The 21636-nt window shown below is 63.2% G+C and carries 18 protein-coding genes; 10 read left to right on the forward strand and 8 right to left on the reverse strand.

Annotation, left to right across the window (positions count from 1 at the left end):
* Position 1: 1 nt before the first annotated feature.
* Together ACEWQ0_RS06770 and ACEWQ0_RS06775 are read left to right on the forward strand one after the other, a co-directional pair.
* The gene (locus tag ACEWQ0_RS06770; protein WP_476483153.1) at positions 2-340 is read left to right on the forward strand and encodes a PilZ domain-containing protein; all 339 of its coding nucleotides are present in this window, start codon (positions 2-4) and stop codon (positions 338-340) included.
* Positions 341-474: 134 nt separating this feature from the next.
* On the forward strand, positions 475-1542 hold the full coding sequence (locus tag ACEWQ0_RS06775; protein ID WP_476484899.1) for a DNA polymerase IV: 1068 nt from the start codon (positions 475-477) through the stop codon (positions 1540-1542).
* Between the two features lie 36 nt (positions 1543-1578).
* Here ACEWQ0_RS06775 and ACEWQ0_RS06780 read toward each other — a convergent pair whose 3' ends face one another.
* Positions 1579-3270, reverse strand: a complete 1692-nt coding sequence (locus tag ACEWQ0_RS06780; RefSeq protein WP_476484900.1) for an AMP-binding protein — start codon at positions 3268-3270, stop codon at positions 1579-1581.
* Between the two features lie 179 nt (positions 3271-3449).
* On the opposite strand from ACEWQ0_RS06780, the gene ACEWQ0_RS06785 reads away from it, so the two are divergent.
* Together ACEWQ0_RS06785 and ACEWQ0_RS06790 are read left to right on the forward strand one after the other, a co-directional pair.
* Complete coding sequence (locus tag ACEWQ0_RS06785; protein WP_476483156.1) at positions 3450-5372, forward strand: glutamate-cysteine ligase family protein; 1923 nt, start codon at positions 3450-3452, stop codon at positions 5370-5372.
* Between the two features lie 29 nt (positions 5373-5401).
* Complete coding sequence (locus ACEWQ0_RS06790; RefSeq protein WP_476483157.1) at positions 5402-5824, forward strand: hypothetical protein; 423 nt, start codon at positions 5402-5404, stop codon at positions 5822-5824.
* A 174-nt stretch (positions 5825-5998) separates the two neighbouring features.
* Here ACEWQ0_RS06790 and ACEWQ0_RS06795 read toward each other — a convergent pair whose 3' ends face one another.
* The 5 genes from ACEWQ0_RS06795 to ACEWQ0_RS06815 all read right to left on the reverse strand — a co-directional run bounded on the left by ACEWQ0_RS06795 (position 5999) and on the right by ACEWQ0_RS06815 (position 10192).
* Positions 5999-6859: a cytochrome c oxidase subunit 3 gene (locus ACEWQ0_RS06795; RefSeq protein ID WP_476483158.1), complete on the reverse strand. Its 861-nt coding sequence runs from the start codon at positions 6857-6859 to the stop codon at positions 5999-6001.
* A 100-nt stretch (positions 6860-6959) separates the two neighbouring features.
* On the reverse strand, positions 6960-7088 hold the full coding sequence (locus tag ACEWQ0_RS06800; RefSeq protein WP_476483159.1) for a hypothetical protein: 129 nt from the start codon (positions 7086-7088) through the stop codon (positions 6960-6962).
* Between the two features lie 14 nt (positions 7089-7102).
* On the reverse strand, positions 7103-8731 hold the full coding sequence (gene ctaD, locus ACEWQ0_RS06805; protein WP_476483160.1) for a cytochrome c oxidase subunit I: 1629 nt from the start codon (positions 8729-8731) through the stop codon (positions 7103-7105).
* Positions 8728-9639 (reverse strand): cytochrome c oxidase subunit II, encoded by a 912-nt coding sequence (gene coxB / locus ACEWQ0_RS06810; protein WP_476483161.1) that lies wholly within the window; start codon positions 9637-9639, stop codon positions 8728-8730. Before coxB ends, ctaD begins: the two co-directional genes overlap by 4 nt.
* A gap of 25 nt (positions 9640-9664) precedes the next feature.
* Positions 9665-10192: a DUF2244 domain-containing protein gene (locus ACEWQ0_RS06815; RefSeq protein ID WP_476484901.1), complete on the reverse strand. Its 528-nt coding sequence runs from the start codon at positions 10190-10192 to the stop codon at positions 9665-9667.
* Between the two features lie 168 nt (positions 10193-10360).
* Between ACEWQ0_RS06815 and putA the strand changes: the two genes are divergently transcribed.
* The 6 genes from putA (at position 10361) to ACEWQ0_RS06845 (ending at position 18841) form a co-directional block, all read left to right on the forward strand.
* A complete protein-coding gene (putA, locus tag ACEWQ0_RS06820) occupies positions 10361-13516 on the forward strand; it encodes a bifunctional proline dehydrogenase/L-glutamate gamma-semialdehyde dehydrogenase PutA (RefSeq protein ID WP_476484902.1) in 3156 nt (1051 codons plus the stop codon).
* 82 nt (positions 13517-13598) lie between these two features.
* Positions 13599-15143 (forward strand): ExeA family protein, encoded by a 1545-nt coding sequence (locus tag ACEWQ0_RS06825; RefSeq protein WP_476484903.1) that lies wholly within the window; start codon positions 13599-13601, stop codon positions 15141-15143.
* Positions 15144-15145: 2 nt separating this feature from the next.
* Positions 15146-16066: a general secretion pathway protein GspB gene (locus tag ACEWQ0_RS06830; protein ID WP_476483165.1), complete on the forward strand. Its 921-nt coding sequence runs from the start codon at positions 15146-15148 to the stop codon at positions 16064-16066.
* Positions 16063-16761, forward strand: coding sequence for a rhomboid family intramembrane serine protease (locus ACEWQ0_RS06835; protein WP_476484904.1), 699 nt, complete (start codon positions 16063-16065; stop codon positions 16759-16761). The genes ACEWQ0_RS06830 and ACEWQ0_RS06835 overlap by 4 nt, the downstream gene beginning before the upstream one ends.
* Before the next feature lie 37 nt (positions 16762-16798).
* Complete coding sequence (locus ACEWQ0_RS06840) at positions 16799-17122, forward strand: DUF1820 family protein (protein WP_476484905.1); 324 nt, start codon at positions 16799-16801, stop codon at positions 17120-17122.
* 144 nt (positions 17123-17266) lie between these two features.
* Complete coding sequence (locus tag ACEWQ0_RS06845) at positions 17267-18841, forward strand: AbgT family transporter (RefSeq protein ID WP_476484906.1); 1575 nt, start codon at positions 17267-17269, stop codon at positions 18839-18841.
* An 11-nt stretch (positions 18842-18852) separates the two neighbouring features.
* On the opposite strand, the gene ACEWQ0_RS06850 is transcribed toward ACEWQ0_RS06845, so the two are convergent.
* Together ACEWQ0_RS06850 and gpmI are read right to left on the reverse strand one after the other, a co-directional pair.
* On the reverse strand, positions 18853-20007 hold the full coding sequence (locus tag ACEWQ0_RS06850) for a murein hydrolase activator EnvC family protein (protein ID WP_476483169.1): 1155 nt from the start codon (positions 20005-20007) through the stop codon (positions 18853-18855).
* Between the two features lie 5 nt (positions 20008-20012).
* Positions 20013-21542 (reverse strand): 2,3-bisphosphoglycerate-independent phosphoglycerate mutase, encoded by a 1530-nt coding sequence (gpmI, locus tag ACEWQ0_RS06855; protein ID WP_476484907.1) that lies wholly within the window; start codon positions 21540-21542, stop codon positions 20013-20015.
* Between the last annotated feature and the right edge of the window lie 94 nt (positions 21543-21636).

Below are 21636 nucleotides of genomic sequence, written 5' to 3' on the forward strand. Positions count from 1 at the left end.
CATGGCTCAGAAAGGCATTCTGTCCTACAACATCGAAAACAAGCAGGAACTCTACGGCGCCTACATGCCGTTCTTGATCAACGGCGGCCTGTTCGTGCCCACGCGCAAGCAGTTCCGGCTCGGCAACGAGGTTCTGATCCTGCTCGGCCTGATGGGCGAGGAGCGAATTGCAATTCCCGGCAAGGTGGCCTGGTTGACGCCGTCGGGCGGTCGGCATACGGCCAACAGCGGTGTCGGCATCCAGTTTTCCGACAGCGCCGAGGGCCAGCAGGCCAGGAATGTCATTGTTTCCCATCTGGCCGGCATGCTCGACAGCGACACGCCGACCCGGACCATCTGATTTCAGGTTTCCTGCCAGGCATTGAAAGCAGGTCCCGTCGGGCCCGTGAACGTGATCCAGGTGCCTGGGGCAGTCGGCGCGCTCGATGTTCTGCGATCAATGTCGTTGTGGTCCACTGATGCCCGATCGTCGATGTGAGTAACCGCGCCATCATCCATGTCGACATGGATGCCTTCTACGCCAGCGTTGAACAACGTGATCATCCCGAATTGCGCGGCCGCCCGGTCATGGTGGGTGGCGGCAGCACGCGCGGCGTGGTGGCGGCAGCCAGCTACGAAGCCCGGCAATATGGCGTACGCTCGGCGATGCCCGGCGCCCGGGCCCGGCGGCTTTGCCCCGCGGGTGTGTTCGTTGCCGCGCGTTTCGATCGATACCGTGAAGTTTCCGGCAGGGTCTTCGCGCTGTTCCGGGAGCTCAGCGATCGGGTCGAGGGGCTCAGCCTTGACGAGGCCTTCATCGACGTCAGCGAACGCGTTCGCCAGCACGGCGAGTCGCTGCCGGCGATTGGTGCCCGGCTCAAGGAGCGCATCGCAGAGCAAACCGGGCTGACGGCCTCTGTGGGCATGGCCCATAACAAGCTGTTGGCCAAGATTGCCTCCGACTACGACAAGCCCGATGGTCTGGTGCACGTGCCGGCAGGGCGCGTACAGGGCTTCCTCGACCCGCTGCCGATTCGGCGGCTATGGGGGATCGGGCCGCGGACGGCAGAGCGCCTGCACGAGATCGGCGTTTTTACCATTGGCCAGCTGCGGCGCACCCATGCTGACGTGCTTGCAAGCGTGCTGGGTGATCAGGCAGAGGAATTGATCCAGCGCGCCGCGGGCATCGATGAGAGAGCGGTCGCGGGCGATCGCATTCGCCGCTCGATCAGCCAGGAAACGACGTTTGCGCGTGACCATCACGATATCGAAAGTCTGCAGCAAGTCCTGCGCGTTCAGGCCGACGAGGTGGCAAGAAGGCTCGACCAGCGTGATCTGTACGCCCGCACTGTCACGATCAAGCTGCGCTCCGGAGGGTTTTCCACCATCACCCGCAGTCAGTCACTGAGCGGTTACACCCGCGCCGCCGAACCGATCCTGGCTGCCGCGCGCGAGCTGCTGGCAGACTGGGCCGGCTGGCGCAAGCAGTTTTCGGTTCGCCTCATCGGCGTAGGAGTTTCCGCCTTGTCAGCCCGGCCAGACGAGTCAGAACTGCTTGATTGACGCGCGCCGCGACCCGAACCTGTCTGCGCGGCCGAGTCAATGTTCATCCGAGCTGTTTGCCTCGCCATGAAGATCGCGCACTTCTCGCCGCAGAATCTTGCCGACGTTGCTTTTGGGCAACTCGTCGACGAACTCGACGTACTTGGGGACCTTGTATCCGGTCATTTGTTCGCGGCAGTATTCACGCAGCTCCTTGACCGTGAGCGATTCGTCCTTGCGCACGACCACCACCTTGACCACCTCGCCGGACTTTTCGTCCGGTACACCGATGGCGCCCACCTCGAGCACTTTGGGATGACCGGAGGCAACGTCCTCGATTTCGTTGGGATAAACATTGAACCCGGAGACCAGAATCATGTCTTTCTTGCGGTCGACGATGTAGAAGTAGCCGCGCTCGTCCATCCGCGCCATGTCTCCGGTGCGCAGCCAGCCATCGTCGTCGAGCACCTTGGCGGTCTCTTCGGGCCGATTCCAGTAGCTGTGCATCACTTGTGGACCACGCACGCACAGTTCGCCGATTTCACCTGTCGGCAATGGCGTGCCGTCGGCGTCGATGATGCGGCAATCGGTCGAGGAAATCGGCAGGCCGATGGAGCCGTTGTATTCCTCGAGATCCATCGGGTTGATGCACGCTGCCGGGGCGGTCTCGGTCAGCCCGTAGGCCTCGACCAGCGTGACGCCCGTGGCTTTTTTCCAGCGCTCGGCCACGGAACGCTGAACCGCCATGCCGCCGCCGAGCGTCATGCGCAGACTGGAAAAGTCGAGCTGGCTGAAGCCCTGGGTGTTGAGCAGGCCGTTGAACAGGGTATTGACCCCGGTAATGGCGGTAAAGCGCACCTTGGCGAGCTCCTTGACGAAACCGGACATGTCGCGCGGGTTGGTAATCAGCACGTTGCGGCCGCCGAGCTTGAGAAACACCAGACAATTGGCCGTCAGCGCGAAGATATGATAGAGGGGCAGGGCGGTGATGATGGTTTCCTCGCCCATGTTCATGTTTCCGCCCAGCCAGGCGGATGCCTGCTGCATGTTGGCGACCATGTTGCCGTGGGTGAGCACCGCCCCCTTGGAGATGCCGGTGGTGCCACCGGTGTACTGCAGAAAAGCGATGTCTTCATGCCCCAGACGCACCGGGTGGAACTGCTGATCGGCGCCTTCCCGTAGCAGTGCTTTGAATGGCAGTGCTTCGGGCAGGCTGTAGGCCGGCACCATTTTCTTGACATGGCGCACCACGAAGTTGGTCAGCGCGCCCCGGATGCCGCCCAGCATGTCACCCATGCGGGTGACGATCACATGCTCGACCGGCGCATCGTCGATGACCGCCTCGAGCACGCCGGCGAAGTTGTCCATGATCAGGATTGCACGGGCGCCGGAATCGTTGAGCTGGTGCTTGAGCTCGCGCGCGGTGTAGAGCGGGTTGGTGTTGACCACCGCCAGCCCGGCGCGCAGCGCTCCGAAAACGGCAATCGGATACTGCAGGACATTGGGCATCATGATGGCGATCCGGTCGCCTTTTTCCAGACCCATGGCCTGCAGTCGCGCGGCGAAGGCCGCGCTGTGGCGATCCACCTGGCCGTAGGTCAGCTTGCCGCCCATGTTGACGTACGCGATCTTGTCGCGAAAGTCATTGCAGCTGGTGTCAATGACATCCACTACCGAGTCGAACTCATCCACGTCAATCTCGGCCGGCACCCCTTCCGGATATTGCTTGAGCCAGGGTTTGTCGCTCATCAGGTCTCCCTTTGAATCCGCTTGATCGATCTGATCAAAGCTTGGCACAGGAGCTGCGCCGAGACAAGCCGGGATCGCGCCCGCACATCGACCGATGCGTGACCTGCCACAAGCTCGATATTTGCCCCTTTATCGGCCGCCGTATATGATCGCGGGAAAATCCTCAGCAACCGAACCCCATGGGCGAAGAGAACGTCGAACAAACCAGCGATGAGCGCAGCCGCCACGCCTTCATGAAAGCGCTGCTAAAAGAAGTGCGTGCTCTCGAGGACATGCTCGAGACCGGCATGATCGAATCCGGCGTCAGGCGCATTGGCGCCGAACAGGAGATGTTCCTGGTCGATCAGGCTGCCCGCCCTGCGCTGACGGCAATGCAGGTTCTCGAGCAGATTGACGACCCGCGCTTCACGCACGAGCTGGGCCTGTTCAACCTGGAAGCCAATCTGTCACCGCTCGAGCTCGGCGGCGACTGCTTGCGCCAGCTGGAAAGGGAGGCCGAGGAAGTGCTCGCCATCGCGCGGCAAAAGGCCGACACGGCAGGCAGCCGCATCGCGCTGGTGGGTATTTTGCCTACGCTCACGCGTGAGCACATGTCGCTGGACTCCATGGTGCCCAAGGCGCGCTATTTTGCGCTCAACGAGGCACTGTTGAAGCTTCGTGGCAGCAAGGTCCAGTTTGCCATCAAGGGCATTGACCAGCTCAACATCAATCACGACAACCTGATGCTCGAGGCCTGCAATACCAGCTTTCAGGTGCATTTTCAGGTGGGTGCGGATGAATTTGCCCATCTGTACAACATTGCCCAGGCAGTCACCGGGCCGCTGCTGGCCAGCTGCGTCAATTCGCCCATTCTGCTTGGCAAGCGGCTCTGGCACGAGACCCGGATCGCCGTATTCGAGCACTCGGTCGACGCCCGCTCGGAGGCACATGCCACCCGTGGCCACAAGCCCCGGGTCCATTTTGGCGATCACTGGATCGACGAGTCGGTCATCGAAATCTTCAAGGAAGACATCGCCCGCTTCCGGGTCGTGCTGACGACCGAATTCGAAGACGATCCGGTCGGCATGGTGGCGCGTGGCGAGACACCGCGATTACGCGCGCTGTGTCTTCACAACGGCACGGTCTATCGCTGGAATCGCGCCTGCTACGGCGTTTCGTCCAACGGCAAGCCGCATCTGCGCATCGAAAATCGCGTTATTCCGTCCGGGCCGACCGTCATCGACGAAGTGGCCAATGCGGCGTTCTTCTTCGGCATGATGTCGCATCTGTCGCACACCATCGACGACATCCGCGAACATCTGAACTTCAGCGACGTCAAGAGCAACTTCCTGGCCGCAGCGCGGGAGGGGCTGCGTGCGCAGCAGGTCTGGTTCAACGATCGTCAGGTCACTGCGCAGGAATTGATCCTCGACGAATTGCTGCCCATGGCCCGAACCGGCCTGGTCGAAGCCGGTATCGACGAGCGCGACATCGAGCGTTACCTGGGCGTGATTCAGGCGCGGGTGGAAAATCGCCGCACCGGCGCGCGGTGGCAGCTGGAATCGCTCGAGAGCATGCGCGGGGAGGGCAACGAGCATGAGCGTTTGCGGGCGCTGGTTTCGTCGATGGCCGAGCGCTCCGAAACCGGACGACCGGTTTCGGAGTGGGAGCTGGCTGCCTTCTGCAGCCAGCAGGACTGGCGCGACAGCTATCGCCATGTGGGACAGTTCATGGCCACTGATCTGTTTACCGTCAGGCCGGACGACATTGTCGATTTTGCAGCCAGCCTGATGGAATGGCGACACGTTCGCCATGTCCCGGTAGAGGACGACGCGGGCCAGCTGTTGGGCCTGGTCTCTCATCGTCAGCTGCTGCGACTGATCGCCCGCGGCAGGCGCAGCGAAGAATCCGTGACTGTTCGCGACATCATGCGATCAGATCCGATCACGATAACTCCGGATACGACCACGGTAGAGGCCATACGTCTGATGCGAGACAAGCGTCTGGGCAGCCTGCCGGTAGTGGAAAAGGGCCACCTGGTCGGTCTGATCACCGAGCATGATCTGATTGTGGTGGCCTCGCGGCTGCTGGAATCCTATCTCAGCGAGGACCAGCGCCAGTGAAAAGGCGAACGCGCCTTCGGGCACTGGCAATGGCGGCAATAGCGGCGGCGACTCTTGCCGCCTGCGCCGATGATCGGCCAGCCGAAGAGCGGATTCGGGCCCGTATCGAGTCGATGCAGACAAGCCTGAGCGAAGGGCGGGCGCGTGCGTTCATGGCACCGATAGCCAAGGACTTCACTGCGACGACACGCAACCTGGACCGGCGCGCGGCCGGTCTGCTGCTACGGCGGGAAATGATGGCGCACAAACGCCTCAAGGCGCGCTTGGCCAAACTGGAGATCAAGCTTCAGGGCAGGGACCGCGCCACCGCTACCATGCACGCCGTATTGACCGGGGGCAGCGGCCTCATCCCCGATACCGGCGGCTGGTACCGGCTCGAGACCGGCTGGCGGCTCGATGAGAGCGAGTGGATGCTCATTTCGGCCCGCTGGGAACGGGTTGCGGGGACATGATGATGTTCAATGATCGATGATCAGAAACCACCTGATGCCGGCGCCGCAATTGTTTCGGTCATTGGGGCATTCGAGAATTGGTACTTGTTTGAAAACTGGAGCTTGATCACGGGTCAATAACGAACGTGCCGGCACATTGGCCGGCACGTTCGTTTTCGATTTGTCGCTGCCCGGTTACAGAACGTAGACGAAAACGAAAAGGCCCAGCCAGACCACGTCGACAAAGTGCCAGTACCAGGCCACGGCCTCGAAGCCGAAGTGATTCTTCTTGGTGAAGTGTCCGGCCATGCAGCGCAGGGTAATGACGATGAGCATGATGGTGCCGGCAGTAACGTGCACGCCGTGGAGACCAGTCAGCATGAAGAATGTCGAGCCATAGATGCCCGAACCCAGGGTCAGGCCCAGGTCCTGGTAGGCGTGGACGTACTCCGTGGCTTGAAAGTACAAAAAGGTGGACCCCAGGGCCACGGTGGCAATCATCCAGCCGACCAGCGGGCCGCGCTGGGCTTTCTTCAGCGCCCAGTGGGCCAGCGTGATGGTCAGGCCGGAGCTGAGCAGAAGCAGGGTATTGACCAGCGGCAGGCCGAAGGCCGGAATGAGCTCGAACCCGCCACCGAGATTGGCCGGTCCGGCGGTGGGCCAGGCGGCGTCGTACTCGGGGTAGAGCAGCTGGTTGGTCATCGCCCCGGTGCCCTCACCACCGACCCACGGGACCGACAATATCCGGGTATAGAACAGGGCCCCGAAAAAAGAGCCGAAAAGCATGATCTCCGTGAAGATGAACCAGATCATGCCCTGGCGGAAGGAGCCATCAACGGCCTTGTTGTAGACCCCTCTCTCGGATTCGCCGATCACCTCCGAAAACCAACCAAAAAACATGACCGCCACGATTGCCGCACCGGTCAGCAGAATCCAGGGCCCGATGGCCGGGTTGTTGAACCAGGTGGCCGTGCCCATGACCATGACGAACAGACCGAACGAGCCGACGATGGGCCACCTGGCCCTGGAGGGTACGAAATAATGTGCTTGTGCCATTGTTGATTCCTGATGCAGTTGGTTCTGTGGCTGGCCGCTCGCCAGCTCCCTCTGTTGTTCGAGCACCTCAGGGCGCTGATTCGTTATGTCGCCGGAGTGTTCATTGGGCGTTGACGACTCCCATCATGATGAAACCGATGTAGATGGCCGTCGCGATTCCGGCAAGCACCAGCGCCATCCCGATGACCCGGCGCCGCCGGGTCTTGTGCTGATTGTTGTTCTCACTCAACGCCCGCGCTCCCATCATCCGGTATGGTCGGGATGAGCGGTCACGCTGTCGTCCACTTTCGGTGGCGTTTCAAAGGTATGCAGCGGAGCGGGCGAAGGCACGGTCCACTCCAGGCCGCGCGCGCCTTCCCAGACCTGATTGCTGGCGCGCTCCCCACCACGGATGGTCTGCCACACGATATAGACGAAAAACAGCTGGGCGATGCCGAAGGCAAAGCCGCCGATCGACGAGATCATGTTGAACTCGGCGAACTGAACGGCATAGTCGGGGATTCGTCGGGGCATGCCAGCAAGACCCAGGTAGTGCTGTGGGAAGAACAGCACGTTGACGGAAATCGCCGACCACCAGAAATGGATCTTGCCGAGCCTTTCGTTGTACATGTGGCCGGTCCATTTCGGTATCCAGTAGTAGACGGCGGCCATCAGGGCAAAGACCGAGCCGGTCACCAGAACGTAGTGGAAGTGAGCCACCACGAAGTAGGTGTCGTGGTACTGGAAATCGGCGGGCACGATGGCAAGCATCAGCCCCGAGAATCCGCCAATGGTGAACAGCACGATGAAGCCCAGGGAGAACAGCATCGGTGTTTCGAAACTCATCGAGCCGCGCCACATGGTCGAGACCCAGTTGAATACCTTGATGCCGGTGGGGATGGCAATGACCATCGTGGCGTACATGAAGAAGATATTGCCGCCCAGCGGCATGCCAACGGCAAACATGTGATGCGCCCAGACGATGAACGACAGAAACGCAATCGACGCGGTCGCATATACCATCGAGGTATAGCCGAACAACGGCTTGCGCGAGAACGTCGGCAGGATTTCCGAGACGATGCCGAAGGCAGGGAGGATCATGATGTAGACCTCCGGATGCCCGAAGAACCAGAAGATGTGCTGATACAGCACCGGATCGCCGCCACCTGCGGCATTGAAGAAGCTGGTGCCGAAGAAGCGATCGGTCAGCAGCATGGTGACGGCACCGGCCAGAACCGGCAGCACGGCGATGAGCAGAAACCCGGTGATCAGCCAGGTCCAGGCGAACATCGGCATGCGCAGCAGGCTCATTCCCGGGGCACGCATGTTGAGGATCGTGACGATGATGTTGATTGCGCCCATGATCGACGACATGCCCATCAGGTGGATGGAAAAGATGCCGAAGGCGATGTTGGTGCCGCCCTGCAGCGACAGCGGCGGGTATAGCGTCCAGCCCGAGGCCGGTCCGCCGGTGCCGATGCCGAACATGCCCAGCACCAGCGGCGTGAGCAGGACGGCGAACGCGAACGGCAGTATCCAGAACGACAGGTTGTTCAAACGCGGCAGCGCCATGTCCGGTGCGCCGATCATCAGCGGCACCATCCAGTTGGCCAGGCCGACGAACGCCGGCATCACCGCCCCGAAGATCATCACCAGCGCATGCATGGTGGTCATCTGGTTGAAGAATTCGGGGTTGACGATCTGCAGGCCGGGCACGAACAGTTCGGCGCGAATGACCATGGCCATCGCACCGCCGACCAAGAACATGGTCAGGGAAAAGACCAGGTAGAGGGTGCCGATTTCCTTGTGGTTGGTGGTGAACAGCCAGCGCGCCAGGCCGGTCGGGTGGTCGCCGTGGTGTTCGTCCTGATTCAGTGCGGTTTCATGGCTCATGACTTGGTTTCCTTGCTCTTGTTCACTCTTCCACCCGACTCGACGCTGCCGGCAGGCTCACCGGTCGCTGCCACCTGCTGCGCTGACGCTGGGCTGTCGGCGGCTGCCGCCTGCTCCGCCTTGCGGTTTTCAATCCACTCGCGGTAATCCGCTTGTGAAACGGCCTCGACCACAATGGGCATGAAACCATGGTCCTTGCCGCACAGCTCGGCGCACTGACCGCGGTAGACGCCTTCTTCCTCGATCTGCACCCAGGCCTCGTTGACCATGCCGGGGATCGCGTCTCGCTTCCAGCCGAGCTCCGGCACCCACCAGGAGTGGATCACGTCACCGGAGGTCAACAGGAAACGAATCTTGGTGTCGACGGGGACAATCAGCCGGTTATCGACTTCGAGCAGGTAGTTGTCGACGGTGCGAACGTCGATGCCCGCGCCAATCTGGCGCGCGCGATTGCTTTCCCGGTCCAGCATCGAATAGAAATCCACGCCGTCCTCGAGATATTCGTACTGCCACAGCCACTGGAAGCCGGTGACCTTGATATTGATCTCGGCCCCGCCGGTATTCTCCATGTCGATCAGAACGCGGGTCGAAGGGATTGCGAGGATGATCAGAATGACAACCGGGATGGCCGTCCAGGTAATTTCGGCGGCAGTGGAATGACTGAACTTGGCCGCCTTGTAATCTCTTGACTTCCGATGCACAAAGATCGACGTGAACATCGCCGTGAACACCAGAATGCCGATCACGGTCACCACGGCCAGAACAATATTGTGCAGCTGATAGACATCCTGGCTGTAGGCCGTCACGCCAGCGGGCATGTTGTCGCCGACGGCGAACAGGCCCCAGGTGACCACGGTGATGACCGCCAGTACGGCCAGGGCCACGATCAGTTCGTTCGTTTTCTTCATCCTCGTCTCACCTGTGATTGCTTGCTCAACTCCGGGCACTGTATGGCCGGAGACTTTCCCTGAGAGCGCCAGCCAGCGCCAGCTTCTCGTCAATCGGCAGAAATTCGCCGATCGCCTGTTGCCGTCCGTGACAGGCTACCATCACCCGCCGCTCACCCATCGGCTGCTGCAGGACCTTCACTTGTACCCAGGCCGAAGGCCATTCGGAACAAGTCTGGCGCCGGACGTCGAAGTGCTCGATCTTGAGCCTGTCACGATCAACCATCATGGTCTCGCGCGCCCAGTTCCCTCGCCAGGCCAGTCGCATGCACCAGCCGACAATGAACAGATGCAGTATTGCAGCTATCATGATTGGCCAGAAGCCCAGCAGAAGCGGGCCAAGCGCCACCAGAAGCGTTACTGCGCTCAAACCGAGAAACACGGCGGCCAGCCGGTCGAGCGACATGGAAAGATTGGAACGCGCCTCTATTACACGGGAGGGCTGCGGTTCCGAACTGTACCGGATGTCGATCATGCCAGCGATCACCATGTTTCCGGACTGCATTGCGCCCATTCTAGCTGATGCAATCGGAAGGTGGCAGGGGGAATTGCGCTGGATCAAGAAATCGGCCACGCAAGCGTGCACGCGCACCCGCACCCGGTCGTCAGTGATGACGCCAGTCACAAGCCGCCTTCGGTTACACTTGCGAATGACTTTCGAAACCTGTTTTCAGAGGGCCCGATGACACAAGCTTCCCACCCTTTCGTCACCATTGATTCCTTCACCGCGGACGCGCGCCGCCAGGCGCTGGATGCGGCCTGGCAGGTGGATGAGGGCGAGCATGTTCGCTTCTTGCTCGAGCAATTGCGTCTCGACCCCGAGCAGCGCGAGAGCATCAGCGGCAAGGCTGCCGCTCTGGTCCGGAGCGTTCGCAATCGCAGCCGCGATGTTGGCGTGATGGAAGCGTTCATGCGCGAGTACGACCTGTCGTCGGAAGAGGGCGTGATCCTGATGTGCCTGGCCGAGGCGCTGCTGCGGATTCCTGACAACGACACCGCAGAAATGCTGATTTCCGACAAGCTTTCGGACGCCGACTGGGAAGCGCATCTCGGCAAGAGTTCGTCAGTGCTCGTCAATGCCGGCACCTGGGGGCTGATGCTGACTGGCCGGCTGGTCGGCGTCAAGGGCTCGGAGAAGCGCAGCATCGGCACGCTGCTGTCGAAAATGGCCAACAAATCCGGCGAGCCGGTGGTGCGCACTGCCATCCGCCAGGCGATGCGCATCATGGGCCACCAGTACGTCATGGGGCGCACGATCGAAGAGGCCATGCAACGGTCGGTCAAGAAAGAGAACCGGCGTTTCCGTTATTCCTTCGACATGCTCGGAGAGGCGGCGCTGACGGCGGCGGACGCCCGCATCTACTTCGATGCCTATGCCAATGCCATCGACGCCATCGGCGAGCGCACCGAAGGTGACAATGTATTCGCGCTGCCGAGCATTTCGGTCAAGCTCTCGGCACTGCACCCGCGCTACGAATACGCCCAGCATCAGCGCGTGATGGAAGAGCTGGTTCCGCGCCTGCTCGAGCTGGCCCAGCGCGCGCGCAAGGCAGGCATTGCCCTGACCGTCGACGCTGAAGAGGCCGACCGTCTGATGATCTCGCTGGATGTTTTCGCCGCCGTCCTGGGCGATGCTTCACTGCAAGGCTGGGACGGCTTCGGGCTGGCGCTGCAGGCTTATCAGAAGCGGGCCTGGGCCGCCATCGACTGGCTGGCGGAAAAGGCGCGCGAAACCGGGCACCGCATTCCCATCCGCCTGGTCAAGGGCGCCTACTGGGACACCGAAATCAAGTTTGCTCAGGTTGACGGCGTCGAGGGCTACCCGGTATTCACCCGCAAGGCCAACACGGACCTGTCCTATATCGTCTGCGCCGACAAGCTGCTGTCGTTGCCGGATTGCTTTTATCCGCAGTTTGCCACCCATAATGCGCATACGATTGCCACCATCGCCGAGCTGGCCGGTGACAACACCGAGCATGAATTCCAGCGTTTGCACGGCATGGGTCAGCAGCTCTACGAAGAGGTGCTCGACGGTGAAGGCTTCAACGCGCAGTGCCGCGTCTATGCGCCGGTCGGTAACCACAAGGACCTGCTGCCGTACTTGGTGCGCCGCCTGCTTGAAAACGGCGCCAACACTTCGTTTGTCAACCGTATCGTCGACGAGAAACTCTCGGTCGAAAAGGTCATCGACGATCCGATAGCCGAGGTCCAGTCGCATGCGCAATTCTCGCATCCGCGCATTCCCCTGCCGGCCGACATCTATGGCTCCGGGCGGCGCAACAGCCGCGGCATCAACATGGCTCGCGATCCGGAGCTGTCGCAGCTCAAGCAGGATATGGAACGTGCCGCCGAAGCCGACTGGCGGGCAGCGCCCACCGGCCCGGCCGCGCGTGGCAGTACGGACGACAATATCGCCTCGCCGATGGACAGTCGCATGTCGGTCGGCCAGGTCACCTGGACCGATCCCGAATCGGTCTCCGAGGCCGTCAACACGGCGCTGACTGCGCAGGGCGACTGGGATCACCGCGGCGCTGCCGAGCGGGCCGACATTCTCGATCGCATCGGCGATCTCTACGAGCAGCACTGCGCCGAGCTGATGGCCATCTGTGCCCGCGAGGGCGGCAAGGCGTTGCTCGACGGGCTCGCCGAGGTGCGCGAGGCGGTCGACTTCTGCCGCTACTACGCCATGCAGGCCAGAAACGAGCTGGCCGAGCCGGTCGAGCTGCCCGGCCCGACCGGGGAATCCAACACCCTGCGTACGCACGGCAAGGGCGTGTTCGTGTGTATCAGCCCGTGGAACTTCCCGCTGGCGATCTTCACCGGCCAGGTCGTGGCCGCGCTGGTGGCCGGCAACACGGTGCTCGCCAAACCCGCCGAACAGACGCCCCTGATCGCCGCCCGCGCCGTGGCTCTCATGCACGAGGCGGGCGTGCCGGAAGAGGTAATTCAGTGCCTGCCCGGCGGCGGCAAGGTGGGTGCCGCACTCACTGGTGATTCGCGCATCGCCGGCGTGGCATTTACCGGCTCGACCGAAACCGCGCGCGTCATCAACCGCAGCCTGGCCGAGCGCGAAGGCTCGCTGGCGACCCTGATCGCCGAAACCGGCGGCCAGAACGCCATGATCGTCGACTCCTCGGCGCTGCCCGAGCAGGTTGTCGCCGACATCGTTCACTCGGGCTTTCTCAGCGCCGGGCAGCGCTGCTCGGCGCTGCGCGTGCTCTATCTGCAGGCCGACGTGGCCGATCGCATGCTCGAGATGCTCGCCGGCGCAATGGCAGAAATCGTGGTGGGTGACCCCGGCCTGCTCGAAACCGATGTCGGCCCGATCATCGACGCCGGTCAGCTCGAAATGCTCAACGAGCACGCCGAGCGGATGGATCGCGAAGCAAAGCTGATTGCCAAAACGCCGCTGCGCGATGATCTGCCGCCGGGCCACTGGTTTGCCCCGCGCGCCTACGAAATCGACAGCATCGACCGCCTCGAGCGTGAGATCTTCGGGCCGATCGTGCACGTGGTGCGCTACAAGGCAAGCGAGCTGGATGCGGTGATCGACAAGATCAACGCCACCGGATACGGCCTGACGCTGGGCATCCACAGCCGCATCGACCGGGTCTATCGTCATATCGCCCACCGTGCCCGAGTGGGCAACGCCTACGTCAACCGCAACATGACCGGCGCAGTCGTGGGTGTACAGCCCTTCGGCGGCGAGGGGCTGTCGGGCACCGGTCCGAAAGCCGGCGGTCCGCGCTACCTGCATCGTTTCGTGACCGAGCGCGTGCTGACCAATAACACCGCAGCCATTGGCGGCAACGCATCGCTGATGGCGCTGTCGGACTGAAATGAAGCCCCGCGAGCCCCAGATGCCGAAGCGGTGACGACACGGGTGAAACTGAGCGAGTGACTGCCGGGATCTGCTACTGATGTATCAACACTTCTACGGTCTGTCCGAGCGCCCGTTTTCGATCACGCCCGACCCGCGCTTCGTCTATCTGAGCCAGCGCCACCGCGACGCGCTGGCGCATCTGCTCTATGGCGTGGGGCAGGGCGGCAGCGGTGGGTTCGTGCAGCTGACCGGAGAAGTCGGCACCGGCAAGACCACGCTGTGTCGCGTGGTGCTCGAGCAGGTGCCCGAAAACACCCGTATTGCGCTGATCCTCAACCCGATGCTGTCGCCGGCGGAGCTGCTGCGCGCGGTCTGCGGCGAGCTGGAAATCTCGATTGCAGGCACCGACGGCAGCCTGCAGCAGCTCCAGGAGCGCCTCAACAGCTATCTGCTCGAGCGCCACGCCGAGGGCGAGCGAGTGGTGCTGATCATCGACGAGGCCCAGAACATGAGCCGCGAAGGGCTCGAGCAGATCCGACTGCTGACCAATCTGGAGACGGCCACCGACAAACTGCTGCAGATCATTCTCATCGGCCAGCCCGAGTTGCGCGATCTGCTGTCGCGGCCGGAGCTTCGACAGCTGGCGCAGCGGATCACGGCGCGCTATCACCTGGACCCGCTCAACGAAAGCGAAACCGAAGCCTATATCCGGCACCGTCTGGACGTGGGCGGCGCCCACCGCTGCCCGTTTACCGCCGACGGACTGCGCGCTGTTTACCAGACCTCTCAGGGCGTACCGCGCTTGATCAACATCATTGCCGACCGTGCTCTGGTTGCCGGCTACGCACGCGAGCACGACCGGGTTGGCGCCGGGCTGGTGCGCGCGGCCGCCCGCGAAGTCGCCGGAGAGGAAACCCGGCCGCGCGGCGGCTGGCTGCGCGGAACCATCGCAGCCGGCGCCCTGGTGGCGGTGCTGGCCGCCGGTGGCGCCTTGTCCTGGCTGATGCTGCAGCCACAGGGTGAAAGCGTCGACGAGATCCGCTCGGGCTGGCAGCTCATGCTCGCCGATGCCGATGCGCAGACAGCCTGGACCGAACTGTCCGCCTTATGGCCCGAGCTGGACTCCGCGGATATCGCCCGGGCCTGCGCTGGAACGGAGGTCGAAGCCCTGGTTTGCTTGCGACTGAAAGGCAACTGGTCCTTTGTCGAGTCGATCGACCTGCCTCTGGTGCTGCGGCTGAGCCGTCCGCCCGACGGACACGTGCTGCTGGTCGGGCTCGACGATCAGGAAGTGCTGCTGCGCCACGACGGCCAGGATTGGCGCGTGCCCCGCCTGCAACTCGACCGCCGCTGGCGTGGCGACTTGCTCGTGGCTTGGCCCGACAGCGGCGAGGTGTTCAAGCGCGGCGATAGCGGCGCCGCTATCCGCAGGATGAAAACACTGGCCTCCCGAGCCGATCCAGTGCCGTGGACTGGCGCCATCGATGCCGATTATGATGATGCCTTCAGCGACTGGGTGGCGGCCTTTCAACGCCATAACGGGCTCAACGACGACGGTGTGGTGGGACCCGTTACCCGCCTGTTCCTGCGCGCACCGCACGAGAATGCACCGCGCCTGCTGACCCGACACGACGGAGCCTGAACTTGTCCTTCATTCTCGATGCCCTGCGCAAGTCCGAATCGCGCCGCCAGCACTCCGGCGCGCCGGGGCTGAACTCGCCGGAACCACCCCGACCAGCACCGCGCCGCCGGCGACGGATATGGCCCTGGCTTGGCGCCGTGCTCCTGGTCGTGGCCGTGGCGGCGGCCACCATCTACGTTGTGCAGCCACAATGGCTGCCCTCGAGCCACGACGACGCGCCGCTCGCAAAAGACCGCGCGCCACGCCCGGAGCCCGTGCGGCCCGGCGAGGAGGAAGGTGACGCCGCAACGCTTGAAGTCGCTCAAGTCGAACCGTCTGACAGTGCGGATGCAGCGTCCGCCACGCAAGACCGGCGGCGCCGTCGGACTCCTCCGGTCGAATCCGACGACCGGGCAGGTGAAGAGGCCGCACCGGTCAGGGACCGTCGCGACCGCCGGCAGCCGATTCCGGCCGCCCCCGATCGTGTCGTGCGGCGAAAACCGTCCGAGCGCGAGTCACGGCCCGTCCCCGCCACGGAAGCAGGCGAGGAACTGGAGCGCCGCATCACCGCCGAGCGTGCGCAGCGCCAGCGTGACGCCCCCAGGCAACCGGCGAAGCGCGAGACAGCGCCCGCTCAGAAGCCAGACACCGGGGGCGAATCCGCCGCTGCACCTGAAGCAAGGCCGGAGCCAGCGCCGCTCAATGAGGGCGTCTCGGAGTACCTGCGGATCTGGGAACTTCCCTTGTCAACGCGTCGCAACCTGCCGGAGCTCGATCTGACAATCCACGTCTATTCACCCAGGGAGGCAGAGCGCTTCGTGCTGCTCAACGGCGAGCGTCACATGGTCGGTGACAGCGTCAAGGGCGCGCATATCGTCGAAATCACGCGTGATGGCGCAGTGATTGATTTTGAGTCTCACCGTTTCCTGCTCGAGCCGCGATGAGGCAAGCCGTCAACACCCACCGGCGCAAGCTGGTGTGGCCCTGGGTGCTGACGTTTTTCAGCCTGGCCATGGTGCTGACCTGGGCCTGGGCGCAGTGGGGCTCGGCGACGAATGCGACCGAGTGGGTCCGCAGCTGGGGGTTTGTGCCGGCGCACGTGCTCACCGACCTGGCCCGGTTTCCTGCCAGCTGGCACAGCCCGGCACTGCTCCGGATTCTGAGCTCGCTGTTCGTACATGCCGACTGGCTTCACCTGGCCGGCAACCTGGCCTATCTCTGGGTGTTCGGAATCACCGTGGAGCGGGCGATCGGGCACGGCGGGATGGTGCTGAGCTTTCTCGGTCTGGGCGCGCTTGCCAATCTGTTCCTGGCCTGGCAGATGGGACAAGTGCAAACCCCGGTCATTGGCGCCAGCGGCGGCGTGTCGGCCATCATCGGTATCTATCTCGGGCTGTTTCCGGTCAGCCGGATGGGTTTGTGGCTGCCGCTCGGGCTGTATCTGCAGTTTGCCCGGGTGCCGGCCATCCTGGTCATCGGCTCGTGGTTTACACTGCAGTTGATCTACACCGTTTTCGGCACACCCGATGGTGCCGTCGCCTGGTGGGCACACGTGGCCGGCTTCATCGCCGGCGTGATCGTGGCCCTGATACTGCGCCCGTTTCCCGGTCTGGTCGATCTCGGGCTGCAGGACGACTGACAGGCACGCGCACCATGGCAATCGTTCGGATCATGTGATGTCCATTCTTTACAAGGTCAGTTTTCTCAATCAAGGGCAGGTCTACGAGCTTTATTGCCACAAGGTCAGCGGCAGCGAGCTGGCCTACGGATTTGTCGAGGTTTCCGAGCTGGTGCTGGGAGGCGACGAAGGGCTCGTGGTCGATCCGACCGAAGAGCGGCTGCGCGACGAGTTTGAAGACGTCGAAGTGCTGCATCTGCCGATGCACTCGATCGTCCGTGTCGAGCAGGTCGCAAAACGCGGCACGGCGGTCATCCGCGACCGCAAAAGCGGGGAGAAGGTCACGCCACTGCCGCTCGACGGGCCGCGTCGCCGGCGCTGAGCCGAAGTGCGGCTTCAGTGGTCTGCGCGGCGTGGTTATGGTACGGTTCTGGCGCTTTTCAGCGCCGGGTCGCTATCGCTGGTACCGACCGGGTGGACACGTGCGGCGCTGACCGAATAACGATCTGATGGGGACCATCCGCCAATGAACAGCACCGAACAGAATTCTGCCGGCCACAGCGACAGCACGGCCGGCTGGCTCAACCGCGCACTGAACTTCATCGAGGTGGTCGGCAACAAGCTGCCCGACCCGGCCATGCTTTTCCTGCTGCTGATGATCGTGGTCTGGGTGCTCTCCTGGCTGATGTCAGGCATTCAGTTCGGCGCTGAACATCCCACGACCGGTGATGCCATCACCATCACCAACCTGCTCACCGGCGAACAACTGGTGAGCTTTCTGACCACCATGGTCGACACCTTTACCGGCTTCGCGCCGCTGGGCGTGGTGCTGGTAGCCATGCTGGGCGTCGGCGTGGCCGAGCACAGCGGCTACATCAACGCGTTGCTCAAGAAGCTGTTGGCGTTCACGCCAAAGCTGCTGCTCACGCCGATGCTGATCCTGATCGCGATCGTCAGCCATACCGCCGTCGATGCCGGCTACGTGGTGGTGATTCCGCTCGGCGGCATCATTTTCTACGCCGCCGGCCGCCATCCCCTGGCCGGCATTGCCGCAGCGTTCGCCGGCGTCTCCGGTGGCTTCTCGGCCAATTTCGTGCCCTCGGCGCTCGATCCGCTGCTGATGGGCTTCACTCAGCCCGCAGCCCAGATCGCGGATGCCAGTCTGGAGCTGCATCCGCTGATCAACTGGTACTTCACCTCGGCCTCGTGCCTGGTGATCGTGCTGCTGGGCTGGTGGCTGACCGACCGCATCATCGAACCGCGCCTGGCCAACACGCCGCTTGACGGCGATGCAGAAGACATGCCTGAAATGCACCCCATCGAGGCCAGGGAAAGCCGTGCGATGTGGGTTGCATCCAGCGTCATGGGGTTGGGTTTCGTGCTGCTGATCGTGTCGCTGTTTCCGGAGACTTCGCCGTTCCGTGATGCCGCCAGCGGCAAGATTGCTGAATTTTCGGCGCCGATCATGCAGTCGATCGTGCCGCTGATCTTCCTGTTCTTCGTCGTGCCGGGCGTGATCTATGGCTACATGACCGGCAGCTTCAAGAAAAGCAAGGATGTCGTCGATGCCATGTCTGAAACCATGGGATCGATGGCCTACTACATCGTCATGGCTTTTTTCTGCGCTCTGTTCGTGGCCGAGTTCGGACGCTCCGGCCTGGGGCTGTTGCTGGCAGTGGAGGGCGGCAATTTCCTCGCTGGCCTGCCGCTGCCGGGCGGCGCGACCCTGTTCGGCATCATCCTCCTGGTCGGCTTCGTCAACCTGTTCGTCGGCTCGGCCTCGGCCAAGTGGGCGCTGCTGGCGCCGATTTTCGTACCCATGCTGATGCAGATCGGGTTCTCTCCCGAGCTGACTCAGGCTGCCTACCGCGTAGGCGATTCATCGACCAATATCGTGACCCCGCTGTTGCCGTACTTTCCGCTGGTCGTCGTCTACTGCCAGCGCTACGTCAAGGGCACTGGTATCGGCACGCTGGTGTCGATGATGCTGCCGTTCTCGGTGGTCTTTTTGCTGGTGTGGTCGGTGTTCCTGATCAGCTACTGGATGCTTGGCATCCCGCTCGGCCCGGGCACGAGCTATGCCTATCCGCCGGCGGGCTAGGGCAATTCAGACTACTGACGGTTGAGCCATCCGGCCGGATCCACCGGCCGGCCGTCCCGGCGCAGCTCGAAATACAGGGCCGGCTGATCCACTCCGCCCGAACGCCCGGCCAGAGCAACCACGTTGCCGGGGGCCACCCAGTCGCCGACATCGCGCATCAGCGCTTCATTGTGCGCGTAGAGGCTCATGAAGCCATCGCCGTGATCGAGGATGAGCAGCAAACCATAGCCACGCAGCCAGTCAGCGTAGGCCACGCGTCCGTGCGCGATGCTGACCACCTCTTCACCGCCATCGGCCTCGATCAACCAGCCGCTCCAGCGCAGTTCGCCGCTACGCTCGGCGCCAAAAGCCCTCAGAACACGACCGGCAAGCGGCATTTGCAGTTCGCCGCGAAGCTCGGCAAATGGGGGGATGTTGGCATCCGCCGGCACATCCGCCAGCGCATCGGCGAGCTCTTCAAGCAGTTCGGCGAGCTCATCGGCATCGCGTTCGAGCTCTGCCAGGCGCTCACGATCACTGATCAGGCGCTGATCCAGCGCATCGAGCGCGGCCGCGCGCTCTGCACTTGCCGTCTCCAGATGCAGCGTTTCACGCTTGCGCCGAGCCAGCAGCTGACCCCGTCGTCTAGCCTCCGCATCGAGCTCTTCGCGCGTGAGCATCAGCGCAGCCACCGTTTCCTGCAGTTCCTCGATTGCGGCAATGCGCGCCCGTGACAGATAACCGTGGTAGGCCAGGCGCCGCGACAGATGCCTGGGGTCATCCTGGTTGAGCAGCATGGCAAGCCGCGAGCGGCTGCCCTGACGATAGGCGCTGGTCAGCTGCAGCGCCAGCTCCGAAGCACGCTCTCCGACGCGGTTTTCAAGTGTCGCCTGGCGCGCTTCGAGCTGGTCGATCTCGGCGCGGGTCTGTCTCAATGCCTGGCTCGCCTCGACCTGCGCCCGGCGGGCGCGGCCCACCTCGCGCTCGGCTTCGGCCAGCTGTTCGTCCAGACGGTCGCGCTCACCCAGACGCTCGTCGATCTGCGCCTGCACGGCAGCGATGCGCGTGCGCAGCTGCTCCAGTTCGGCCTCGAGCGCTTCGCGGTCTTCCTGGGCCCAAAGCGACAGAGACGAGGCGGCCAGCAGCGCTGCCGCCGGCAGGCAGAATCGGGGCGCCAGCGCTCGCACCCGCCTCAGTCGGCCCGGATCAGCGAGCGGCCGGTCATGGCCTCGGGATGCGGCAGGCCGAGCAGGCCGAGCAGTGTCGGCGCAATATCTCGCAGGCTGCCACCCTCACGCAGCCGCAAGCGTCGCGGGCCAACATAGACCAGAGGTACCGGATTGGTGGTATGCGAGGTATGGGGCTGACCGGTGGCCGGGTCACTCATCTGCTCGACATTGCCGTGATCGGCGGTAATCAGCACTTCGCCACCGGCGCGCTCGAGCACCGGAAGAACCTCGCCAAGCACGTCATCGACGGCCTCGACCGCGGCCACGGCGGCCTCGAACCTGCCGCTGTGGCCGACCATGTCGGGATTGGCGATATTGCACACGATCAGATCATAATCGCCGCTGTCGATCGCCGTCTGCAGCGCCTGTGACAGCTCCGGCGCGCTCATCTCCGGCTGCAGATCGTAGGTGGCAACTTTTGGAGACGGAATCAGCTTACGATCCTCGCCGTCGAACACTTGCTCCACGCCGCCGTTGAAAAAATACGTGACATGCGCATATTTTTCGGTTTCGGCAATGCGCAGCTGGCGTAGCCCGGCCGCCGCCAGCTCAGCGCCCAGCAGGTGTTCGAAGCGCTGCGGCTTGAAGGCCACATCCACCGGCAGGCCGTCTTGATAGTGCGTCATCGTGACCATGCCTGAAAGGGCAGGGCGGCGGCAGGAAAAGCCGTCGAAGTCGGGTTCGACAAAAGCGCGGGTGAGCTGGCGCGCACGATCGGCACGAAAATTGATGAACACAGCGCTGTCGCCGTCGGTCACCCGACGGCCGCCGGCAATGACCGTGGGCTGAACGAACTCGTCACCCTCCCCGCGGGAATAGGCTGCCTCGAGCGCCTCGGAGGCGTTTGCGGCCGCAAAATCTGCGCGGCCTTCGACAATCGCATCCCAGGCGCGCCGGGTTCGCTCCCAGCGCTGATCGCGGTCCATGGCGTAATAGCGGCCGCTGACGCTGGCAATGCGCGCGCGCCCATCGGCGGCCACTGCCGCTTCAAGACGCGCGATGGAAGCCGCCGCACTGCGCGGCGCCACATCACGTCCGTCGAGAAAGACATGCACCGCAACCTCGGTCACGGCGCTGCTGAGGGCAAGCTCGAGCGCGGCCAGCAGATGATCCTCGTGGCTGTGCACGCCCCCCGGTGAGAGCAGGCCCATGAGATGCACGCAGCCGCCGGCGGCGCGCGCCTTCTCGATACCGCCGAGCAGCGCCGGGTTGCGGGCAAAACTGCCGTCGGCAATGGCCTGGCCGATGCGCGTGAGCTCTTGGTACACGATTCGACCGGCACCGAGATTCATGTGTCCGACCTCGGAGTTGCCCATCTGGCCTGGCGGCAGGCCCACCGATTCGCCGGAAGTCTCGAGCAGAGTCGTGGGGCAGCTGGCCTGGATCCGATCCCAATTGGGCGTGTGACCGGCGGCAATGGCGTTGTCCTCGGCAGCTTCGCGCTGTCCCCAGCCATCGAGAATGAGCAGCATGAGTGGTCGGTGTGTCGGCATGATCTCCCCGGAATTCAGGCTTGGCGCATTGATGACAATTATCCCACAGCCGGCCGCCGAGGTGCTGGCAACAAAGCGACGGATCAAGGATAAT

The organism is Wenzhouxiangella sp. YN9 (assembly GCF_056324165.1).